General features: G+C 74.5%; 5 protein-coding genes and 4 pseudogenes. 2 read left to right on the top strand and 7 right to left on the bottom strand.

The annotated features are described in order from the left end of the window. Positions 1-120: 120 nt before the first annotated feature. From ectB to Prum_RS50940, 5 genes and pseudogenes are all read right to left on the bottom strand, one after another. Positions 121-1,361, bottom strand: a pseudogene (ectB, locus tag Prum_RS50920) (diaminobutyrate--2-oxoglutarate transaminase). A gap of 36 nt (positions 1,362-1,397) precedes the next feature. Continuing rightward, positions 1,398-2,300, bottom strand: a complete 903-nt coding sequence (locus Prum_RS54905; protein WP_371871354.1) for a condensation domain-containing protein — start codon at positions 2,298-2,300, stop codon at positions 1,398-1,400. A 34-nt stretch (positions 2,301-2,334) separates the two neighbouring features. Beyond that, positions 2,335-6,150 (bottom strand): annotated as a pseudogene (locus tag Prum_RS50925) (amino acid adenylation domain-containing protein); the annotation flags it as partial. Then, positions 6,150-9,850 (bottom strand): annotated as a pseudogene (locus Prum_RS55710) (amino acid adenylation domain-containing protein); the annotation flags it as partial. The pseudogenes Prum_RS55710 and Prum_RS50925, both read right to left, overlap by 1 nt. Beyond that, a complete protein-coding gene (locus Prum_RS50940) occupies positions 9,811-12,522 on the bottom strand; it encodes a non-ribosomal peptide synthetase (RefSeq protein ID WP_443094357.1) in 2,712 nt (903 codons plus the stop codon). The pseudogene Prum_RS55710 and the gene Prum_RS50940, both read right to left, overlap by 40 nt. A 109-nt stretch (positions 12,523-12,631) precedes the next feature. Between Prum_RS50940 and Prum_RS05295 the strand changes: the two are divergent. Together Prum_RS05295 and Prum_RS54910 are read left to right on the top strand one after the other, a co-directional pair. Next, positions 12,632-16,768 (top strand): annotated as a pseudogene (locus Prum_RS05295) (amino acid adenylation domain-containing protein); the annotation flags it as partial. 512 nt (positions 16,769-17,280) lie between these two features. Then, positions 17,281-17,544 (top strand): acyl carrier protein, encoded by a 264-nt coding sequence (locus Prum_RS54910; RefSeq protein ID WP_371871355.1) that lies wholly within the window; start codon positions 17,281-17,283, stop codon positions 17,542-17,544. A 79-nt stretch (positions 17,545-17,623) separates the two neighbouring features. Here Prum_RS54910 and Prum_RS54915 read toward each other — a convergent pair whose 3' ends face one another. Continuing rightward, entirely contained in the window at positions 17,624-18,640 is a 1,017-nt protein-coding gene (locus tag Prum_RS54915; RefSeq protein ID WP_371871356.1) for an LLM class flavin-dependent oxidoreductase, read from the bottom strand. Then, positions 18,595-18,795, bottom strand: coding sequence for an MbtH family protein (locus Prum_RS50945; protein ID WP_246277661.1), 201 nt, complete (start codon positions 18,793-18,795; stop codon positions 18,595-18,597). Before Prum_RS50945 ends, Prum_RS54915 begins: the two co-directional genes overlap by 46 nt. Between the last annotated feature and the right edge of the window lie 398 nt (positions 18,796-19,193).

The raw sequence follows: 19,193 nt of genomic DNA on the forward strand, positions 1-19,193 counted from the left end.
GGCCGGCCATGGTCCGCCCACGGATGCGCGGCACGGCCCCGGCGCGGGTCGGCTTCGTTGGGGCGTGTCCGACAGGTACTCAGAAGCCGATCAGAATCGTGGACCGATAAAGATCATGTGTCAAGGCACGGCGCACGCCCGCACCGCGTCGGCAAGGATGTCCAGACCCTGCGCCAGCTCGTCCCTGGTCGCCGTCAACGGCGGCAAGAGCTTGACCACCTCATCCCGCGGCCCGGACGTCTCCACCAGCAGACCTCGCTCGAACGCCGCCGCGCATACGGCTGCGGCCAGGTGGTCGGCGTCGAACGTCAGGCCCCACACCAGACCGCGTCCGCGGTGCATCGCGCCCAGGACGGCGTTGCCGGCGCACAGCCGGGCCAGCAGCTCCTCGACCAGCTCGCCCTTGGCCAGGGTCTGCTTCTCCATGGTCCCGGCGGCCCAGAAGTCCAGCGCCGCCGTCGCGGTGACGAACGACGGGTTGGGCCCGCGGAACGTGCCGTTGTGCTCCCCGGCGCCCAGACGTCCAAATCGGACTTGAACAGGGTGAGCGCCATCGGCAGCCCGTAGCCGCCGATGGACTTCGACAGTGCGACGACATCCGGCGTGATCCCGGCCTCCTCGAAGCTGAAGAACGGACCGGTGCGCCCGCACCCCATCTGCACGTCGTCCACGATCAGCAGCACCCGGTGCCGTTCGCACAGCTCGGCGAGGCGGCGCAGCCACGCCGCGCTCGCCACGTTGACGCCGCCCTCGCCCTGCACCGTCTCGACGATGACCGCGGCGGGCCGCTCGCCCGCGCTCCCGCTCAGGACGGCCGCCAGCTGCTGCTCGGCCGCTCGGTCATCGCCGGAACCGTCGTACCGCAGGACCAGGTGATGCGGCAGCGGCACGCCCGCGGTGGCCCGGGTCCGGGCATTGCCGCACGCCGCGAGCGCGCCCAGGGTCATGCCGTGGAACGCGTTGGTGAAGCTCACGACGAGCTTGCGGCCGGTGACCTTACGGGCCAGCTTGAGCGCGGCCTCCACCGCGTTGGCGCCGGCGGGGCCCGGGAACTGCACCCGATAGTCGAGGCCGCGCGGACGCAGGATCACCTCCTCGAACCGTTCCAGGAAGGCACGCTTGGCGGTGGTGAACATGTCGAGGCTGTGCGCGATGCCGTCGCGTTCGAGGTATCGCAGCAGGGCCTGCTTGAGCTCGGGTGGGTTGTGCCCATAGTTGAGCGACCCGGCGCCGGTGAAGAAGTCGAGGTACGCGCGGCCCTGCTCGTCGTGGATCCAACTGCCCTGGGCGCGGTCGAACACCGCGGGCCAGGCGCGGCAGTAGCTGCGCACCTCGGACTCGATGGCGTGGAAGACATTCATTGGGGGCGGGACTCCTCGGGGAGAGATCTACCGGACTCAGAGGTCGCGCAGGTCGAGCGCGGCCGCGGCGATCTGCGCGCACGTGCCTAGCTCCATGACCTGGCGTGGGGTGACGTGCAGCCCGTGGGCGCCGCGGAGCCTGCCGGCGACCCGGATCGCCGCCAGGGAGTGGCCGCCGGCCTCGTGGAAGTCGTCGTCGACGCCGATCTCGGCGAGATCGAGAATCTCCTCCAGAACGGCTGCGACCGCCTTCTCCCGGGCGTCGCGGGGTGCGCGGTGGGCGGGGCGCGCGCCCGTGCGCCGATGGGCGTCCGGTGCCGGGGCGTCGGCGGGGAGACCGGGCGACCCGGGCACGGCGGCCGGGCCGTCCGGGTCGGCGATCATCGATTCCACCGCCGCGAGGAGCCGGCGGCCAAGGTCCATGGCGTGCTGCTCGTCCAGGCTGGCGCGCCGCGTCGTCACCAGGATGCGCCCGGGCATGATCGTCACCTCGAATGGGAGCTCGTTCGGGCTGTCGTCCTTGGTGGCCATGAGGTCGACGACGCCGGTGCCGGCCACGGTGTAGAAGTCCAGATAGTCGAAGGCGGCCTCGATCAGGACGCGCCGGGCGCCGTACGCCCGTTGCAGCGAGGGCAGCGGCATTCTGCGGTGCGGCCAGAGCGCGACCTCCTCGGCGAAGACCTCCGCGATCAGCTGCCGCCAGGTGCCCGCCGGGCGGGTGACGGCGAAGGGCACCGTGTTGAGGAACATGCCGAACACGTCGTACCCGCCTGCCGCCTCGGGCCGGCTGCTGCTGACCATCCCGAAGAAGAAGCGGTCCGACGGGGCCAGCGGTGCCAGCGTGGCGGCGAAGGCGGCGAGGAAGACCGTCTTCGGCGAGACCCCGCACGCCGCCGCGAGCGCGCGCACGCCCTCGTCCAGGTGGGCGGCGGGGAACACCCTGTTCTCGACGGCGTCGGGCCCGGCGCGCCCCAGTCACGGGGAAGGCGACGCGGTCGTGACCGGCCAGCCGCGAGGACCAGAAGTCATGGTCGGCGCCGGACTCCAGCATTCGGCGCTCCATGGCGACGAAGTCGGCGTAGCTGACCTCGGGCGCCGCCGTGTCGGTGGCTCGGCCCGCACGCACGGCGCCGTACGCCTCCATGAGCTGGGCGAGCAGCGCGTTGTGGCTCCAGCCGTCGAGAATCACGTGGCACTCGACGATGGCGAGCCACCACTCGTCGCCCGAGACCTCGAAGGCGTGCAGCCGCCACAGCGGCGCGGTCGCGAGGTCGAACGCGCGGGTCCGCTCGGCCGCGAGGATCCGGTCCATCTCGGCGTGGGCGTCGGGCGCCTCCCGCAGCGACGTGTACGCGACCTCCGGCTCAACCTCCCCATGGACGATCTGGATGGGCTCCGAGTACGTGTCGAGGTCGACCGACGTCCGCAGCAGCGGATGCCGCCGGGTCACCGCGCACGCGGCGCGCCGCAGGTCATCGACGACCAGGTCGCCGGCGATGCGGTACCCCGTCACGTTGGTGTACGGCCGGATCTCGGGGTCGGAGAGCATCTCGAAGACCATGCCGGCCTGTACCGCGGAGAGGGGATACGCGTCGGCCACGCCGCCGGGCAGCCGTTCGCGGTCCGCCCCGGACAGCAGGGCCAGCGGCTCGGACCGCAGGTCGTCGATGCGCTCCGTGCCCCCGCCGGCGACCTCCGCGAGCGACTCGATCGTGCGGGTGAAGATGTCCGCCACGGCCACGTCGAACCCGCGGGAGCGCAGCTCGCCGACCAGCCGGACCGCGCGCATGGAGTCGCCGCCGACGTCGAAGAAGCCGTCGGTCACGCCCACCCGCTCCAGGCCGAGCACCTGGCACCACGCGGCGGCGATCGCCTCCTCCACGGGCGTTCGCGGCGGGACGGCGGCGACGACCGCCCGGCGGTGGGGCGGCTCCGGCAGCCGGGCCCGGTCGGTCTTGCCGCTGGCGGTCAGCGGCATCTCGGCCAGGCGCAGATACTGGGTGGGAACCAGGTACGCGGGCAGCACCGTGGACAGGTGTGCCCGCAGCGCGGACGCCGACACCTGATGACCCTCGGCCGGCACGACGTACGCCACCAGCCGCTCGCCGGCCACGGCGACCGCAGCCATCGCCACCGACGGGCAGGCCAGCAACTGGGCCTCGATCTCGCCGAGCTCGATGCGCAGCCCGTGCAGCTTCTTCTGGTCGTCGAGGCGGCCGAGGTACCGCACCGACCCGTCCGGCAGGAAACGCCCGCGGTCGCCGGTGCGGTACAGCCGGCCACCGCCGCGGGGATCCGGCACGAACCTCTCCGCGGTCAGGCCGGGGCGGCCGAGGTATCCGCGCGCCAGGCCGACGCCGGCCAGGTGGATGTCCCCCGGCACGCCGGGCGGAACGGGGTTGAGCTCCGCGTCGAGTACGCGGACGCTGACGCCCGTGATCGGCGTACCGATCGGGATGTGCCCGCCGGACGGCGTCACCTCGTGGAAGGTGACGTCCACCGATGCCTCGGTCGGCCCGTACAGGTTGTGCAGCCGTGCGCCGGACAGGGTGAAAAAGCGCCGCGCGGTGGCCGGCCGCAGCGCCTCGCCGCTGCTGAACACGTGACGCCAGCTGGGCGGGCAGCGTTGCCCGTCGAAGGTGCCGGCGGCGTCCAGGAACGCGTCGAGCATGGACGGCACGAAGTGGACGTGGGTCACCTCGTGGGCCGTCATGAACGCCGCCAGCTCGACCGGGTCGCGGTGCGCCCCGGGCGGGGCGACCACCACCGTGGCGCCGGCCAGCAACGGCCAGAAGAACTCCCACACCGAGACGTCGAAGGTGTACGGCGTCTTCTGCAGCACCCGGTCGCCGGGCGCGAGCCCGTACCGGTCCTGCATCCACAGTAGACGGTTGACGATGCCCCGGTGCGGCACCATCACGCCCTTGGGGGTTCCGGTGGAGCCGGACGTGTAGATCACGTAGGCCAGGTCGTCCGGGCGGACCCGGCGCGCCGGCACCTGCTGGGCGCCGGACTCGCCGGCGACGACGCCACCGTCGGTGACGACGCAGACGGCACGCGCGTCCGACAGCAGGGCGGCGCGGCGGGCCGGCGGGTCCTCGGGGTCGAGCGGCAGATAGGCGCCGCCGGACTTGAGGACGGCGAGCAGGGCCACGACCAGGTCGGCGCCGCGATGCAGGCAGACCGCGACGATGCGATCCGGCCCGGCCCCGCGGGCGCGCAGCTCGCCGGCCAGGGCGTCGGCGCGGGCGTCCAGCTGGGCGTAGGTGAGCCGTTCGGTGGCACTGACGACCGCCACGGCGTCCGGGCCGCGGCGTACCGTCTCCGCGATCAGCTCGTGCAGGCAGCGCTGAAGCGGGGGCGCCGCGGGACCCGTCTCCCACCCGGCGACCAGCGCCTGCTCCTGCGCACCCATCAGCGGCAGCTGCCCGACGGGCGTGCCGGGCGCCGCGACCGCGGCGGTCAGCAGCCGCACGAAGCGGGCGGCGAGCCGCTCGGCGGTCGCGGCGTCGAACAGCGCGGTGGGGTACTCCACGGCGCCGGCCATGCCTCCGCCGGGCAGCTCACGCAGGCCCAGCGTCAGGTCCATCTTGACCGCGGGCGAGGCGACCGGCAGCTCCGCCCAGCCGCCCGAGGCGGTTCCGGCCAGCTCGCCCTCCTCGAGCAGGAGCATCACCTGCACGAGCGGGTTGCGCGATAGGTCGCGCTCGGGCCGCAGCTCCTCCACGAGCCTCTCGAACGGCAGGTCGTCGTTGGCGAAGGCGGCCAGCGCCGTCTCCCGCACCCGGGCCAGCAGGTCGCCGAAGGTGGGGTCGCCGGCGAGGTCACAGCGCAGGACGAGCGTGTTGATGAACGGCCCGACGGTGTGCTCGACCTCCGAGCGTGGCCGGCCCAGGACGGGGGTCGCCACCGGGATGTCCGTCTGGCCGGTGTGCCGGGCCAGCAGCGCGGCGTACCCGGCCAGCAGGGTCATGAACAGCGTCGTGTCGTGGGCGCTCGACAGGTCGCGCAGGGCCCGGACCGTCTCGGCGGGCAGCGCGAACGTGACCCGTGCCCCGGCCGGGTCGCGCGGCGCGGCGCGGGGTCGGTCGGTCGGCAGGTCCAGCGTGCCCAGCCCGGACAGCTCGGCGCGCCAAAAGTCGAGGCGCCGCCGCAGCCGGTCGCCGGTGAGCCGGCTGCGCTGCCAGAGCGCGAAGTCCGCGTACTGCACGGGCGTGGCGGGCAGCGCGGCGCCCTCGTACAGTGCGACGAGCTCGCGGGCCAGGATGTCCATCGACCAGCCGTCGCAGGCGATGTGGTGCACGGCGAGGACCACAACGTCGTCCGCGCCGCCGCGAAGCAGCACCGCCCGCCAGACCGGGCCGTGGGCCAGGCTGAACGGCCGGCCGATCTCGCGCTGGACGGCGGCGTCCAGCGGTTCTGCGCCGAGCTCGATCACCGGCAGCGGCACCGGCGCCGGCTCGTCCGCCACCTGGTGGACCTCGCCGGCCAGCACGGTGTAGCGGGTGCGGAGGATCTCGTGCCGCCGGGCCAGCGCGTCCAGCGCCGCGCGCAGGTCGTCCACCCGGGCCCGGCCGGGCACGCGCAGCACCAGCGGCACGACGTACTCCGCGGTGCCGGGCAGCAGCTGGTCCAGTAGCCACATCCGGCGCTGCGCGGGCGACAGCGGCAACGGACGGTTCCGGGGCGCGGGCTCGATGCCGCGTTCGGCCGACCGGCCACTTAGACGGCGTTCCAGCAGGCGGCGCCGGGCTTCGGCGTACGCGTCGACGGTGTTGCCCTCGGTCATCAGAGGTCCCCTTCCGGCTGCTCCAGCAGCGCCGCGACGTCCTCGTCGGACAGTGCCGCGACGGCGGCCTCGACCTCGTCGGACACCGCCTGCGCCAGGTCCTCGACCGTGGTCGCCTCGAACAGGCGGCGCAGCGGCAGCTCGATGGCGTACGCCTCCTGGATCCGGGTGTGCACCCGGGTGGCGCGCAGCGAGTGCCCGCCCAGCGCGAAGAAGTCCTGCCCGAGGCCGATGTCGTCGATGCCCAGCACGGCGGACCAGATCTCCGCGATGTGTTTCTCCACCGGCGTCCGCGGCGGTGCGGCGCTCGCCGCGAGCTGCGGGCCGGCCGGCGGCAGCGCCTTGCGGTCCACCTTCTTGCTCACCGTCAACGGCAGCTCCGCCAGCGTCACCCAGTACGCCGGGACCATGTAGTCCGGGAGGAGTTCGCGCAGGTGGGACCGCAGGTCGCCGACGTCGGGCGCCCGACCGTCCTGGCCGACCAGGTAAGCCACCAGCTGGGGATCGCCGGCCGGCGAGGGCCGGCTCACGACCGCCACGGATCGCACCGCCGGATGCCCGGCCAGCGCCGCCTCGATCTCGCCGAGCTCGATGCGGAAACCGCGGATCTTGACCTGCTGGTCGATCCGCCCGAGGAACTCGATGGTCCCGTCGGGGAGCCGGCGCACGAGGTCGCCGGTGCGGTAGAGGCGCCCGCCCGGCTCGGCTCCGAACGGGTCGGGGACGAACCTGTCGGCGGTCAGCTCGGCACGCCGGTGGTAGCCGCGGGCCAGGCGTACCCCGGCGAGGCACAGCTCACCGGGAACGCCCACCGGAGCCAGCCGGAACCCGGAGTCGACCACATAAGCCGCGGTGCCCGCCACCGGCCGGCCGATGGGCAGGGCGGCCTCGTCCCGCTCGCCGGGGCCGATGCCGGCTACCGGGTGCAGCACGCAGGTGACGGTCGCCTCGGTGGGGCCGTAATTGCAGAGGAAGCGTCCGGGCAGCCCGGTCCGCGCCCACTTGCGCGCGTCCGACACCGTCACCACGTCGCTGCCGACGTTCATCAGCCGCAGACCGGTCAGCCCACCGACGTCGGACTCCAGCAACTCGCGGTAGTAGGCCGGGGTGATCTCCATGATCGTCACCCGGTGCTCGATCAGGCGGGCCGCCAGCTCGGCCGGAGCCCAGAACAGCGGGTCGCCGACCACGATCGTCGCGCCGGCGAGCAGGGTGGCCGCGATCTGGTCCATGGCGACGTCGAAGGTGAGGGCCGAGAGCAGCACGACCCGGTCATCAGGGCCGATGCCGTACGCGTCGGCGATCACCTGGCAGTGGTGAGCGTACGACCGGTGCTCGATCATGACGCCCTTGGGCCTTCCGGTCGAGCCGGAGGTGTAGATGAGGTACGCGAGGTTGTCCGGCCCGGCCGCGGCCGGGAGATCGCCCGTCTCGGCCTCGCCGCGCCACGCCGCGCCCGGATCGACGGTGACGACCCGATGGGCGCCGGCCTCGAACCGGCCGCGGAACCGCTCCTGCGTCACCACGATCCCGGCGCCCGCATCGGCGAGCATGTAGCCGAGCCGCTCGGCGGGGCCGTCCGGGTCGAAGGGCACGTACGCCGCACCCGACTTCAGCACGCCCAGCAGCGCGACGACCGCGTCAGCGCTGCGTTCCAGGCACACGCCGACCACGGTCTCCGGCCCGGCGCCGAGGGACCGCAGGTGGCGGGCCAGCCGGTTGGCGTCCCGGTTGAGCTCGGCGTAGGTGAGCCGTCGCCCGCCGGCGACGACCGCCACGGCGTCCGGTGTCCGCCCGGCCTGCTCCTCGAACAGGGCCGGCACGCACAGGTGCCGCCGATCGGACGGGTCGAGCAGGTCGAGCCGGCCGGCCTGCGGGTCGGCCCACCGGTCCACCAGGACGCCGCGCTCGCCGTCGGTGATCATGTCGAGCGCGCTGACCGGCGCGCCGGGGCGGTCGGCGATGTCCTCCAGCAGCCGCACGTAGTGGCCGGCCATCCGTTCGATGGTGGCCTCGTCGAACAGGTCGGTCGCGTACTCGAACCAGCACCGCAGGTCGCCGCCGGGGCGCTGCTCGACCGACAGGGTGAGATCGAACTTGGCCGTGTGCCACGGCATCTCGACGACCCGCTCGGCCGCGACGTCGCCGAAGCCGGGCGCCTGCGTGGCGTCCCCGTCGCTCACCTCGAACATGATCTGGAACAGGGGGTTGCGGGACAGGTCACGCCGCTGCACCAGCTCCTCGACGAGCCGCTCGAACGGCAGCTCCTGGTGTGCGTAGGCGTCCAGCACCGTGCGCCGCACCCGGCCGAGCAACTCGGTGAACGACGGATCCTGCGCCAGGTCGGTGCGCAGGACCAGCGTGTTGGTGAAGAACCCGAGCACGTTCTCGGTCTCCGGTCGCGTCCGCCCGGCCAGCGGCGTGCCCACCACCGTGTCCACCGCCCCGGTGTACCGCGACAGCAGCACCAGGAACGGGGCGAGCAGCGTCATGAACGGGGTCGCCGAGCAGGCCCGGCCGAGCTCGCGTAGCCGGTCGGCCAGCGGCGCGGGGACCAGGAAGCCGCTGACCGCCCCCGCCCCGGTGAACTCGGCCGGCCGCGGCCGGTCGGCGTGCAGCTCGAGCGGAGCCAGCCCGCTCAGCCGTTCCCGCCAGAACGCCAGCAGCTCGTCCTGTGCCCCGCCGGCACGCCGCGTGCTGTGCTCCCACGCGGCGACGTCGCCGAACTGGATCGGCGGCGGAGCGGGTGACTCCCCGCGTACAGCGCGCCGAGCTCCCGCACCAGCAGCTCCAGCGACCAGCCGTCGCACGCGATGTGGTGCACGAACAGGGCCAGCACGTGCCGCCGCGGTCCCTCGGCGACGAGCACAGCGCGCAGGATGTGCCCGGCGGCCAGGTCGAAGGGGTGGCCAAGCTCCTCCGCCAGCACGGTGGCCAGCGGCGCGCCGGCCCGCCGCAGGGGCACCGGCGCCGCCGGCATGACGATCTGCACGGGCTCCGGATCGCCGTCCGCGGTGACGGCCACGTCATAGCGGGTGCGGAGCACCTCGTGCCGGCGCACGACCTCGGCCAGCGCACGCGCCAGCCGATCGGCGTCGAGCGGGCCGGACAGGCGCAGCAGAAGCGGCACGACGTACTGGGTGCTGCCCGGCTCCATCCGGTCCAGGAACCACAGCCGCCGCTGGCCGGGCGAGAGCGGGAGCGGCCGGTCGCGGCGGGCGGCCGGGATCGGGGCCGGCGCGTCCTCGCCGGCGGCGACCAACGCGGCCTGCCGCGCCACGGTGCCCGCGGTGAGCAGGTCCCGCAGCGGGATCTCGACGCCGAACTCCCGGCGCAGCCGCATGCCAAGGCGGGTCATGAGCAGGGAGTGCCCGCCCATGGCGAAGAAATCGTCGTGGTCGCCCGCGGGCGCCGCGAGGCCGAGCACCTCGGCCCAGATCTCGGCGATCCGCTCGCGCACCGGGTCGCGGAAGGACGGACGGTCGTGGCCGGCGAGGGCAACGTCCTGCGCCGGCAGCGCGGCGTAGTCCACCTTGCCGCTGGCGTTGAGCGGCAGCCGGTCCAGCACCACGATCCGGCCGGGCACCATCGGGGCCGGCAGCTGGGCGCGCAGGTGGGAACGCAGGTCGGCCGGGTCGGCCGTCCCCGTGAGGTACGCGGTCAGGCGCCCGTCCCGGGCGGTGACGGCGGCCGCCCGGACGGCGCGGTGGCGGAGCAGGGTCGCCTCGATCTCGCCCGGCTCCACCCGTACCCATTGATCTTGACTTGGTGGTCGCGCCGGCCAAGGAACTCCAGAACCCCGTCCGCCCCCATGCGGGCCCGGTCGCCGGTGCGGTACAGGCGCTCGCCGCCGCCCGCGGGATCGGGGACGAACGCCTCGGCGGTCAGGCCGGGGCGACCGAGATACCCGAGACCGACGGCGGGGCCCGCCACGTACAGGTCGCCCGGCGCCAGCAGGGGAACCGGCGCGCCGTCCCGGCCGAGCAGCGACAGGCGCAGGCCGTCGATGGGGCGGCCGATCGGTATCGGTCCCGCCACCTGAGCGGGATCCACCACGTGCGCGCTGACGTCGATCGCGCATTCGGTGGGGCCGTACGTGTTGACGATCCGGATGCCGGGCCGGCGGGCGAACACCCGCCGGCACAGCTCCGCGTACAGGGATTCACCGGCGCAGAACAGCAGACGAAGGCGCGTGCAGGCGGACCATGAGACCTCGGCCAGCAGCGTCAGCACCGACGGCACCACCTGCAGCACGCTGACCCGGTGCTCGGCGACGGCCCGGAGCATGGCCTCCGGGTCCTCCTCCGCGCCCGGCGGCGCCATGACCACCGCTCCCCCGCTGACCAGCGGGGCGAGCAGCTCCCACACGTGCGCGTCGAAGCTGCTCCTGGTCTTGTGCAGCATGCGGTCGGCCGGGCCGAACCCGTGTTCGCGCACCGCCCACAGCACGCGGTTGGCGATCCCGGCGTGCGTGACCACGGCACCCTTCGGGCGGCCCGTCGAGCCGGAGGTGTAGATGACGTACGCCGGGTCCCCCGGCCCGGGGCCGGTCTCGGTGGTCCCAACGGCGGGTTCGCCGTCCAGCGGCCCGTCGACGAGGACGGCGCCGGTCTCCGCCAGGATCAGCCGGGTCCGCTCATCGGGCAGCGCGGGGTCGAGCGGCACGTAGACGCCTCCCGCCAGCCAGGTGCCGAGCACCGCGACCGGCAGGTCGAGGCCGCGCTCCAGCCGCACGCCCACCGCCGTGCCCGCTCGCACCCCGCGGGCGCGCAGCGCGGCGGCCGTGGCCCGGGCCCGGTGCGCCAGCTCGGCGTAGCTGAGCGAGTCGCCGCCGCTGATGACGGCCGTGGCCCGCGGTGTCCGGCGCGCCTGCGCGAGCACCAGCTCGGGCAGCGGCCGCACGTCGGCCGGGTGCGCCGCGCCGGTCACCGACACCGGCATGTGCGCGGTGGCCACCGGCCGGTCCGGCTCCGCGAGGAGCTCGCCGATCAAGCCGGCGTACTGGTCGAGCAGGCGGCGCACGGTGTCCTCGTCGAACAGCTCCGAGGAGTACTCGAACTCCATCCGCAGCCCGCCGTCCGGCTCCGCCCGGACGTGGGCCGTCAGGTCGAAGTGCGAACCGTCGAGGGAGATCGGCAGGTCGAGCATGTGGGGTGTGGCCTGGTCGGTCGGCATGTTGAAGCAGACCGTGAGGAGGCCGTCCGCCCCGCCCGCCAGCTCGCGGACCAGATACTCGTACGGCACGTCCTGGTGGCCGAAGCCCTCGGTGGCGCCCTCCCGCACCCGGTCGAGCAGCGCGCGGAAGGTCATCGCGCGGTCGATCCGGGTACGCAGCACCGTCACGTTGTTGAACACGCCCAGCACGTGCTCGACCTCGGGACGGGTGCGCCCGGAGGTCGACGAGCCGATCACCACGTCCCGCTCGCCGGTCCAGCGGTGCAGCAACGCGACGAAGCAGGCGAGCAGGGTGAGGTACGGGGTGGCGCCGAGCTCCCGGCCGAGGGCACGGACCGCGTCCACGGTCGGGGCCGGCAGCGGTACGCCAATGGTGGCGCCGTCGAGCGACAGGCGGGCGGTCCGGCGGCGGTCGAACGGCAGCTCCAGCGGCGCAGGCAGGTCGCGCAGCCGCTCCCGCCAGTAGCTCAGCTCCGCCTCGAACCCGCCGCTCCCGGCCTGCTCGCGCTGCCAGGACGTGAAGTCGGCGAACCGGACGGGCGGCTCGGCGGCCGGCAGCAGGCCCCCGATCTCGAACCCGAACCGCTGGAACGACGTGCCATCCATGATCACGTGGTGCGCGGCGATCACCACCATCATCTCGTCGCCGGGCAGCTTCACCAGCTCCACCCGCCACAGTGGAGCGTTCTCGAGGTCGTACTCGCGCATGCCGGTCGCGAGCGCCGCATGCCGGGCGATCTCGTCCGGGCCGGCGTCGCGCTCTGCGGAGCGGTCGTGCAGGGGAACCCGGATGGGCACGGTGTCCGCGACGTACAGCCTCGGCTCCTCGCCGTCCATCCGGATCGAGGTGCGCAGCACGTCGTGGCGGGCGACGATGCCGGCCAGCAGCCGTTCCACCTCCCCGGCCGAGGTGAAGCTCACCCGCCGGACCGCGGCGACCAGGTTGAACACCCGCCGGTCCGGCGCGAGCCGATCCGCGAACCACACCCGTTCCTGCGCGTACGACAGCGGGAAGGGCCCGCCGGACGTGAGCCGCGGGATGGCCGGAGCCGCGGCGGTCTCCGCGTGGCGCAGCTTCTCCAGGAGCGCCCGCTTCGCCGGGGACAGCGCCGCGTCGCCGTTCGGACGTCCGTTCATGAGCGGCATGATTCTGGCCGCCGTCGCGGGCCAACAAGGATCGCGAGAATGCCTGACCATTTCTCGCCACCGGCCTTCCACGCCGCCCGGTCCGCGGTGATGCTGCGCGATGTCAACGGACCGGCGGGACTCGACCTCGCCTTTGTGGCAGTGCCGGGGGTGAACACGATTGGGGACCTCGCGCAACACGCGGGAACCGGGCGGACAGGTCGCGGCCGGTCGGGCGCGCGAGCTGCCGGACCTCGCGCTGATCGACCTGGTACGGCGGCAGGCCGCCCGGACCCCGCGGGCGGTGGCCGTCCGCCATGGCGCCGACCACCTCACGTACGAGGAGCTGCTGCGGCGGGCCGGCCGGGTGGCGGTGCGGCTGCGCCGGCGCGGGGCCGGGCCGGGTGCGGTGGTGGCCGTCCGCGTCGGCCGCAGCGCGGACATGCTCGCCGTCCTGCTGGGCGTGTCGGCCTGCGGCGCGGCCTACCTGCCGATCGACCCGGGCGATCCCGCGGCGCGGGTGGCCCACGTGCTCGCCGACAGCGGCACGAGCCTGGTGGTCACCGAGCCCGGGCTGGCGCCGGCCGGCGTCCCCGCGCTGCACGCCGCCGACCTCCTCACCGGGACCGAACCGGGCGAGGCGGAACATGGACCGGTCCGGGTCGATCCCGGCAGCCCCGCCTACGTGCTGTACACGTCCGGCTCCACCGGCCGGCCCAAGGGCGTGGTCGTGCCCCATCGCGCCCTCGTCAACTTCCTGCTCTGGGCGCGCGACCTGGTCGACGCCGGGCCGGCCCACGTTTGGCTCGCGCTGACGGCGCTGTCGTTCGACATCTCGGCGCTGGAGCTCTACCTCCCGCTGATCAGCGGCGGGAGCTGCGTGATCGCCGGTGCGGCGCAGGCCCGCGATGGCGACGCCGCGGCCGAGCTGATCCGCGCGCACGGCGTCACCCACGTCCAGGCGACCCCGTCGGGCTGGCGGGTGCTGCTGACCGCCGACGTCCCGCCGGTGGTGGCGCTGGCCGGCGGCGAGCCGCTGCCGGCGCGCCTCGCCCGGCAGCTGCGGTCCCGGGTGAGCCGCCTGGTCAATGTGTACGGACCGACGGAGACCACCATCTGGTCCACCTCGTGGGAGGTCCCCGCCGAGCCCGGCCCGATCCGCATCGGGCTGCCCATCGACAACACCACGCTGCACGTCCTCGACGCCGCCGGCGAGCCCGCGGCGTCCGGCGAGCTGCTCATCGGCGGCGCCGGGGTCGCCGACGGCTACCTCGGGCGGCCAGCGCTGACCGCCGAACGATTCGTCCCGGACCCGGCCGGGCCGCCGGGGGCGCGGCTGTACCGCACCGGCGACCTGGTGCGGTATTGCGCGGACGGGACCCTGCAGTTCGCCGGCCGCGCCGACAACCAGGTCAAGCTCCGCGGCCACCGGATCGAGCTCGGTGAGATCGAGGCGGTGCTGGAGGAGCACCCCGCGGTCCGGCAGGCGGTGGTGAAGGTGCAGGGCGAGCTGATGGCCGCGTTCGTCGTGGGGTCGGCCGACGGGCTGCGCGAGCACGCGGCGCGCCGGCTGCCGTCGTACATGGTGCCGGCCCTCGTCTCGGAGGTGGACCGCCTTCCGCTCACGCCGAACGGCAAGGTGGACCGGCGGGCGTTGCCGGACATCCGGGTACCCAGCGGGGCCGGGGCCCCGGCGGGTGACCCGCTCGAGCGCACGGTGGCGCAGGCGTTCGCCGAGGCGCTGGACCTCGACGCGGTGGGCGCCGACGACGACTTCTTCCAGCTGGGCGGCACCTCTCTCACCGGCGCCGTCGTCTCCGCCGCGCTGCGGGGACGGCTGGCCCTGGACGTCCGCTCGCACGTCCTGTTCACGCATCCCACCCCGGCGGCCCTGGCAGCCTGGCTGCGGGACGAGGCTGTGCCGGCGGCACAGGTGACCCCGTCGGGCGCGACCGAGTACCCGCTCAGCCCATTGCAGTTCCGGATCTGGCTGTCGCACTCGCTCGACCCGGCCAGCACGATGTACACCGTCCCCCTGGTGCTGGACATGCGCGGCGACCTCGACCGGGCGGTGCTGCGCTCGGCGGTACGCGAGCTGGCACGCCGGCACACGACGCTGCGTACGGTGGTCGAGGCCCGCGACAGCGGTCCGGTCGCCAGGGTGCTCGACACGCTCCCGGAGCTCGAGGTGGCGCAGCGGCCGGACGGCGTGTTCGACGCGAGCAGCGAGGCGTTCCTGCGGCGGCCCTTCGACCTCGCCGCCGACCCGCCGCTGCGCGCGCTCCTGCTCACCGCGCCGGACCGGCACCGCCTGGTGCTGGCGTTGCACCACCTGGCCGTCGACGGCAGGTCCACCGAGATCATCCTGGCCGAGCTGGGCGAGCTGTACGACGCGCTGCTGCGCGGCTCGCCGCCGCGGCTGCCGGCCGCCCCCGACTTCGCCGACGCGGCCCGCCGGCAGGCCACCCAGATCGACGACGGCCAGCTCGACTTCTGGCGGGACCACCTGTCCGGCGCGCGGCCCGCCCGGCTCCCGGTCGACGTGGCCCGCCGGCCGGCCGGCGTGGGCCCACACCGCGCCCGCGACCTTCCCCCGGAGGTTCGCGTGGCGATCGAGCGCCTGGCCCGGCGGTGCGGCACCACGTCGTTCGTGGTGCTGCTCGCCGCGTTCGGCACCCTGCTGGGCCGCTGGACCGGGCAGCGGGACGTCTGCGTCGGCGTGCCCGTCTCCCGGCGGGACGGTCCGGGCGCCGCGTCGACGGTGGGCTTCTTCATCAACACCGTCGCCGTGCGGATCGGCCTGGACGGGACCGCGTCGTTCGCCGAGCTGGCCGCCCGGCTCGGCGAGCGGTGGGCCCGGATCCAGGCCAACGCGGACGTCCCGTTCGACCGGGTGCTCGCCGCGACCGGGCTGGAACGGCCGTTCTCGGTCTGGTTCAACCACCTCGGCGCGCCCGAGTCGGCGCCTTCGATGACCGGCGTGCGGACCGGCATGGCGCCGCCCGTCCCGCACCCGGCCATCTACGACCTCAACGTCTACCTGACCGACGACGGCGAGCGGCTGGCCGTGACGGTGGTCGGTGACGCGGCGACCTTCCCGGCCGAGCTGGCCGCCGCGGTGCTGGACCAGTACGAGCAGGTGCTGACCGCCCTCGTCGCCGACCCGGGCCGGGACCCGTCGCGGTTCCCGCTGCGGGTCGCCGAGACCGGCCCGCCGCGTACCGAGGCTTTACCCGCCGCTCGCGCGGTGCGGGAGCTGGCCGGCCGGATGGCCACGGGCGGCGCAGCCGTCGCCGGGGAGCGGGGCATCCGCTCCGCCGCGGAGCTTCACGAGGACGCGCGGCGGGTCGCCGCGGCCCTGCAACGCGCCGGCGTCGTCCGCGGCGCCACCGTGGCCGTCGTCGCGACCCGGTCCGCCGCCCTGCCGTCGCTGCTGCTCGGCAGCTGGCTGGCGGGTTGCCGGCACGCCGTGCTCGATCCCGCACTGCCGGCGTTGCGCCTGGCCGCGAGCGTGGCATCGGTAGCGCCGGCGGCCGTGTTGTCGCACCGCGACGAGCCCGCCGCCCGCGACCTCGTGCGGGCCGGCGGGGGACCGGCGCTGATCGGCATCACCGACGCCGGCGAGGTCTGCGTCGAGGGTGCGGCGCCGCCGCACGCGCCGCGCGGCGGCGCCGGGCACATCCTGTTCACCTCCGGCACCACCTCCGGCCCCAAGGCCGTGGTGGCCGGGCCAGGCCCGCTCGTGCACTTTCTGGACTGGTACTGCCGCGCGTTCGCGCTCTGCGCCCGGGATCGGTTCGCTCTGCTCGCCGGGCTCGGACACGACCCAGTCCTGCGGGATGTCTTCACGCCGCTGTGGTGTGGCGGCCGGCTGCACGTGCCGCCGGCCGGGCTGTCCCCGCGGGATCTCCTGAGCTGGCTGGCGGCCGAGCGGATCACAGTCGTCAACCTCACCCCGCAGCTGTCCCGCATGCTCGCCGGCGCCGCGGAGGCGACCGGACTGCGCCTGCCCGGCCTGCGCCTGGCCTGCCTGTCCGGCGACCAGGTCACGCCGCGCGACGTCCGGGACCTGCTCGGCCTCGCCCCGGGCACGGAGGTCGTGCTGGGCTACGGCGCCACCGAGACGCCTCAGCTGCCATCGCTGCGCGTTGTCACGATGCGCGACGCGCAACGATGGGCCGACCGACGCGGCTGGGGAGCGACACTACCGCTGGGGCCCGGCGCTCCCGGTGCTGAGCTGGCGGTCGTCACCGCCGCAGGCCATCCGGCCGCGACCGGCGAGGTGGGCCAGATCGTCGTCCGCGGCCGGCACCTCGCCCTCGGCTATCTCGACGCCGAGCTGACCCGGGCGCGCTTCACCGCGGATCCGGCGCCGGGCGTGCGGCGTTTCGAGACCCGGGACGCCGGGCGCCGGCTGCCGGACGGCACCATCGAGTTCCTCGGCCGGCTCGATGCCGACGAGGTCAAGATCCGCGGCCACCGTGTCGCGCCCGCCGAGGTCGACGCGGCGCTGCGCGATCACCCCCGGGTACGCGAGTGCGTCACGCACGCCCAGCGGATCGGCGCCGATCTCGAGCTGGTCTGCCACATACGCACCACCGACGGCGCCCCGATCGGCGTCGCCGAGGTGCGCGCCCATCTGACCCCCCGCCTGCCCGGCCCCACGATTCCCACCCTGGTGATGCACATGGACTCCTTCCCCCTGACCCCCAACGGCAAGGTCGACCACGCCGCGCTGCCGGCGCCGGTCACCGGCCGCCCCGGCCCCGCGCCGTCCGGCCCGGACGGCGTGAACGACCTGGAGCGGCTGGTCCGCGACGTGTGGGGGCCGTGCTCGGGGTCGACGTCGGTCCCGAGGACAACTTCTTCGACCTGGGCGGCACCTCGGTGCGGATGGCCGCCGTCCACGCCGCCCTGCATGCGGAGCTCGGGCGCGAGATCCCGCTGCTGGCCCTCTACGAGCACGCGACCACCCGAGCCCTCGCCGGCTACCTCGGCGGAAACCGCCCGGCCCCGGCGCGGTCGTCCCGGTCGCGCTCCTCGGCGGCCGCCGAGGAGCGCGACCGGCGGCTCGCCGCCCGGCGCGCCCGCTGACCCGGCCCGGCCCGACCCGGAAGCGGTTCTGCCCCGGCCGGTGGCCGGGGCAGAACCTCGGGGACGTGAACATAGGTCGTCAGATCATCGCCGCGCGCACCGTCTCCAGGAACTGGTTCCGGTCGCCGAACGCGCCGGCCGTCGACGAGACCAGGAGCTGGGTGGCGCCCGCGGCGGCGAGCGCCTCGGCCCGCGCGCTCACCTCGGTATCGTCGCCGATGGCACTGAGGGCCCGGATCATCGTCTCATCGGGGCGGCCCGCGGCGAGCTGCGCGCCGAACCCGCTGGCGGCGAAGAGCCGCTTGTACGTGGGCACTCGCAGATAGTTGGCGAGATAGTCGCCGAACCTCGCCCGCTCGACCACGGCGTCGGCGGTAACCGCCGCGGGGAGCAACACGGCCACGTCGAAACCGGCGCCCCCGGCCCAGCGCCCGTCGGTACGGCGTTCCAGCCCGCGCCGCAACGCCGGCATGGCAGTGTCCCGCAGATACTCGGGGGTGCACATCGTCAGCACCACCCCGTCGGCGAGCTCTCCCGCCAGCTCGAGCATCCGCGGGCCGAACGTGCCCAGATACACCGGAACGTCCGGCCGCCGGCTCTGCGCCGGCGGGTAGAAGACGTGCCCGCTGAACCAGGTACCGTCGTGGTCGGCCTCGCCGTCCCGGACCGCGTCGAGCACGATCCGCAGGTACTCCCGCATGGCCGCGACGGCGGGCGGCGCGGCGCCCGCGCCCACCATCCACTCGCCCACCCCGCGGAGCCCGAGGCCGAGCCCGAGCGCGAACCGCCCGCCGGACAGCTCGTCCAGGGTCAGCGCCGTGGACGCCATCACGACCGGCGGCCGCGAGTACAGGGGCAGGATCGCGCTGCCGAGCGTCATCCGTTTGGTGCGGGCCGCCAGCGCGGCCAGCACGGTGCCGACGTCCCACCGGCCGGGCATCTGGACCAGCCACAACGAGGAGACACCCTGGTTTTCGACGAGGTCGGCCCGCTCCAGCGTCTCCGGCACCGAGAGGCCCTGCGGCTCCAGGACTACGCCGATGCGGGGCTTCACGCGACCCGGTTCCGCAGGCTGAGCGGCCGCATGTCGGTCCACACCACATCGATGTGGGCCAGGCAGTCCACCTTCGTGCCCTGCTTGCCCGCCACCGTCCAGCCCGGTGGCAGCTCACGGTCGGCCGGCCAGATCGAGTACTGCTCCTCGTCGTTGACCACGACCTCGTAGCCGCGTGTGTCGTCATCCTCGAACATCTGCGCTACTTCACCACCATTCGTCGTACGGCCGATGCCGGCCCATCATGCCCGCGTCCGCCACCCCGGCCGCAGCGTCCGCGCAAGGATGGCGAGTTCTCGCCGCGCGCCGGCCGACCGCCTTCTCGGCGCCCGCGGCCGGCCACAGACTGGTCGGCGGGATGCGCCTTGTGCGAGAGGGGTTGGTCTGGATGGGCAGCGTGGACGCGGCGCCGGACGAACCGCCCCTGCGGCTGCCGCTGGGCCCGGCGCGCTGGCTGGTGTGGCGCGACTTCTGCCTGCGCGGTGCCGGGTTCCCGCTGTCGGGACTGGCGGCCCTCGCCGAACCAGAGTGCGCGCGGCTGGCCGATCTGGCCGATGTGGATGCCGGCGCGGCGGCCCGGTTCCGTGCGGGCTGG

It is taken from the genome of Phytohabitans rumicis (assembly GCF_011764445.1).
Lineage (GTDB): Bacteria > Actinomycetota > Actinomycetes > Mycobacteriales > Micromonosporaceae > Phytohabitans > Phytohabitans rumicis.

Excerpts from the sequence above, each read along its gene's own strand:
- Prum_RS50940 (WP_443094357.1), bottom strand. The coding sequence starts at position 12,522 with ATGGTCAGGCATTCTCGCGATCCTTGTTGGCCCGCGACGGCGGCCAGA.
- Prum_RS50945 (WP_246277661.1), bottom strand. The coding sequence starts at position 18,795 with ATGTTCGAGGATGACGACACACGCGGCTACGAGGTCGTGGTCAACGAC.